At 35.8% G+C, this 4461-nt stretch carries 2 protein-coding genes; one reads left to right on the top strand and one right to left on the bottom strand.

The window, feature by feature from the left end; genetic code table 11:
• Window positions 1-496 (bottom strand): Crp/Fnr family transcriptional regulator (locus ABY863_RS12925; protein WP_372795491.1); only part of this gene is annotated, 496 nt, incomplete at its 3' end.
• Between the two features lie 284 nt (window positions 497-780).
• Here ABY863_RS12925 and ABY863_RS12920 point away from each other — a divergent pair.
• A partial coding sequence (locus tag ABY863_RS12920; protein WP_372795489.1) for a LamG-like jellyroll fold domain-containing protein occupies window positions 781-4461 on the top strand: 3681 nt, incomplete at its 3' end.

Raw genomic sequence — 4461 nt, 5'->3', positions numbered from 1 at the left:
GGAATTGTTTATACCGTTGTTCGGCATCAAGAGTGCGTAATAAAGCTTGCTTATAATGCGTCATACCTAAATAATTAACTACACCTATTGCACAAAATTTAGCCAGATCAATATTCGAAAAGAGCATCTCTACAAAAGGAGCGCTGGGAAGTTCAATAAAATCGCATTCTGTTACAGTTTCAAGCGTGATGCGTGATTGCGTATTGTTAAGCAAGGAAACAGTTTCAGATAAAATAATTGGAGCCACCCGAAAGTCATACACAAATGACTTATCATTGTAGTGATCTTCACACTTTACAATACCTTTTCCTAAGAAACGGACAGAACTTTCAACGTCCATATAATCCAATAGACGAACCCCTTTGTTTACCCGCCAAAATTTCATGATACCAAGCATTTTATCCCAAGAACTATTAGAAATAGGACTTGTTGCATTTATAAACGCATGAAGTTGGTCTACATAATGCGGATAGTCCTTTATATTTATTGGTTGCATATTTATATATCTAATATTTATTATTCATTAAGTTCTTGTTGTAAATATAACTTTTTTTTACCATAGGGTAAATTGCAGCGAGTTTATTTCATATAACTTCGTGCTATATAACCATTTATACTGTGGAATAGGTTGTTTGTTTATTAAATAGCTCTTTTTATTGTAATAATTAATATTATTATGAAGGCTCAAGTAAACAAGTGGTTTTAACTTTAAAAATTTAGCACCCTAAAAAAATGCTAGATCTATGAAAATATGTACTCAAATTTAAAAACCTGTTAAAAATGAAAAAAAATTACCCCTTACTAGTTCTTTTATGTATAGGACTCACCTTTATAACTTCCCAAAGTACTCAGGCCCAAAACAACGCACTCAATTTAAATGGCTCTAATCAATATGTTTCAGCCGATGGGGTAAGTACAGCTTTAGCAAGCTCTACAACCTTAAGTATGGAAGCTTGGATAAACCCAAGATCTGATGGTCCTCATTTTTTTCTGACTTTTCATGGTACAGAGGCTAATGGTAACCCTAATTTAATATTATTAGGTGTTAATATTTTTGGACAAATACAATTGGGCTATAATAATGGTAGCGATGTAGTAGCAAAATCGCCATTACGTGTTGTTCCCTTAAACCAGTGGACACATGTAGCAGTTACTATTGCAAATGACAATACTACAACGGTTTATATTAATGGGAAAGTAGATTTTACTTGTACTATTCCTGTAAGGCCAGTAGTTGGTGGAAGATTTTCAATTGGACAGGATTGGGATGGAGCTAATGTAACTGATGTTTTTGATGGGTCTATGGATGAGGTTCGAATTTGGTCGGATCTTAGAACGCAAGAGGAGATTCAATCAAACATGTTTAAAGAGCTAGCAGGAACTGAAACAGACCTTACAGCTTATTACAATTTTAATGAGGGAAGTGGCAACTCATTAACCGATACTAGTATAAATTCTAATACAGGAATTTTAGTTAATGCACCTGTATGGAAAACATCGGGTGCTTTTGCAGGACCACGAAATGCTCTTCAGTTTGACGGACTTAACGACAAAGTTCTGATTAATGATGGACCAATATTAGGGAAAAATTTTACTCAAGAAATGTGGATTTACCCAACAGATGTTACCGAATTCGCGCGTAATATTTTAGGAAAGGGTTTTGGTGTAGTTGAAAACCGACCTCCAAGTGTTTATCAAAATGGATTAAAAATTCATTTTGGATTTGGTGATGGAATTAGTTGGAACTCATACGTTACTCCAGAGGTGTTAACCATTAGCTCATGGAATCATGTTGCCTTAACATTCGATGGGACTTCCTATTTGGTATATGTAAACGGAAGATTAGTTTATTCAACATATTCCGCTTCCGTGAAAACACCGTACCAATTAGCTCAGGCATCCATTGGAGGTCATGATAATTATTTCAAGGGAAGTATCGACGAAGTTAGAATTTGGTCAATCACCAGAACGGCTGAAGAAATTCAGGAAAATATGATAAAAACGCTGGTAGGTACAGAAGCTGGCTTGGAAGCATATTACCGTTTTGATGAAGTTGATGGCACTATCTTACATGATTTTGCTGGCAATGACAATAATGGAACTTTAATAAATATGGCCGGCACGGATTGGGTAGCTTCTGAAGCTTTTGATACTTGGCTAGGGGTTGAATCTTCTAATTGGAGTAATGCTGCTAACTGGTCAGACGGCGTTCCTACTGCTACCGACAATATTGGAATTTACAAAACCAACTTAGGAAACCAAGTTACAATTGCAGGTTTTCCAACAGTAGCTAATATATTGATTTCATCAACTTCGTCTCCTGCCCTAACTTCAGGACTAACAGTAAATGGAAACTTAATTACAAATAATCCAGTAAATCTTAATGGCCAAACAATTATATTAGGAAGTTCAGCATATCTTTTAGAGAAGGCAGGGAGTGAATTTTTTGGAGCTTCAGGAGTTATCACCACAACTAGAAATTTAAGTGCTATTACTTCCTTAAATGTTGCCAATATGGGTGCTACAATTACTACTGCTGCCAATTTGGGAAGCACTGTTATTACACGTGGACATACAGTTCAAACATATAACAGTAATAATAGTATTAAACGCTATTTTGATATTACCCCTACAACTAATACAGGGTTAAATGCAAGTCTTGTTTTTAATTATGTAGACACCGAATTGAACGGTTTAACTGAAGCTAGTTTAAAACTATCTAAATCTACTAATAACGGAAATAGCTGGTCAAATGAGCAAGGAACAATAAATACCTCAAATAATACTATTTCTTTATCTAGTATAGATAACTTTGGAAAATTTACTGCAGCAGAAGATATATTCTTTTGCACCAATCCTACTTTGGGTGGTACCATTGCAACAGATCAAACCATTTGTTATAACAGCTCTCCAAATTCTTTTACAAGTTCTGCATTACCAACAGGACATTCAGGAACATTGGAATACAAATGGCAAAGTTCAAGCACAAGTGCATCTACGGGTTTTAGCGATATTGCTTCAAGCAATTCAACAACTTATACTGTAGATGCATTAACGAATACAACATGGTTTAAAAGATTAGCACGTGTTGATTGCGAAAGCGATTGGACAGCAGCTGCCGAATCTAATGTAATTGAAGTAACAGTGGTTCCACTGGCTATTGGTGGTACTAGTGGGATTATTACAGGAACAGGGACAAAGGCAACGGTATTGGGAGGTGCCGTTGAGTTTATGATTTTATACGGTTATAATTCCAATAGCAAAAGTCATAGAATTTTAATCGATAAACGAGAATTTCCTGCGGGTGATAGTCCGTCAGATATAGTTAGTTTACAATTCTATGATTTATGGGATGGGCCGGTTACTTATCTTACGGAAGATAGCTCGTGGGCTCAGTATTCTATTTCTACCGATGTTGCTTTAGATGTTTCGGGATCAGCGTATACAAGTCAGTTTAGATCTATGGGTGGGAATTATGGAGTGAAAGCAGATGTTAATTATGAATATAATGTTTATATCACCCAGGATGAGCTTTCTATTTGCAAAGGTAATGCAGTAGATTTGTTGCTGTCCGAATATACGGGAAGTATTCAATGGCAAGATTCGGTTTCCAATGGAATTTGGATCGATATTGAAGGGGCTACGAGTAATTCATATACTGCAGAAGACCTAGTGGTTACAACATTTTACAGAGCAGAAGTGTCGACAGGAAGTTGTTCTCCTGAATACAGTTCGATTGCTACAGTATTTGTTGATCCCATCTCGCCAACAGTGAATACTCAAAACATCACCGTTCAGTTAAATGAAAATGGAGTAGCAAGTATCACAACCGAGCAAATAGACAATGCATCAACTGATAATTGTACTATTGATAGTTATGCTTTAGATATTACAGCATTTGATTGTAGCAATTTAGGAGAGAACGAAGTAACCTTAACAGTAACCGATATAAATGGAAATAGTAATACAGGGACGGCAACAGTATCAGTTAAAGACGAAGTTAAACCTGTAGCGATTGCTCAAAATGTAATCGTTCAGTTAGATGCAAAGGGAAATGGAACAACCACTGCGGAATTAGTGAACAATGAATCAAGTGATGCTTGTGGAATAGCTTCCTTAGAACTTTCAAAAACAGCGTTTACTTGTTCAGATATTGCTACAAATCCAAACATAGTTACTTTAACAGTCACTGATAACAATGGAAATGTATCAACAATTGATGCCATAGTTACAGTTGAAGATGCTGTGAAACCAACAGTAGTTACACAAAGCATTACTGTTCAATTAGATGTAGATGGATTGGCAACAATTACACCAGCACAAATAGACAATGTTTCAACAGATAACTGTAGTATCGCAACTTATAATTTAGATATTACTGAATTTTCTTGTAGCAATGTAGGCGAAAACGAAGTGGTTTTAACGGTTACTGATGTGAATGGTAACAGCAATACAGCTATG

The organism is Lutibacter sp., from assembly GCF_041562875.1.
Classification (GTDB): Bacteria; Bacteroidota; Bacteroidia; order Flavobacteriales; family Flavobacteriaceae; genus Lutibacter.
Note: the sequence above shows the minus strand (reverse complement) of the source record. Positions and strands in the feature narration are given on the sequence as shown.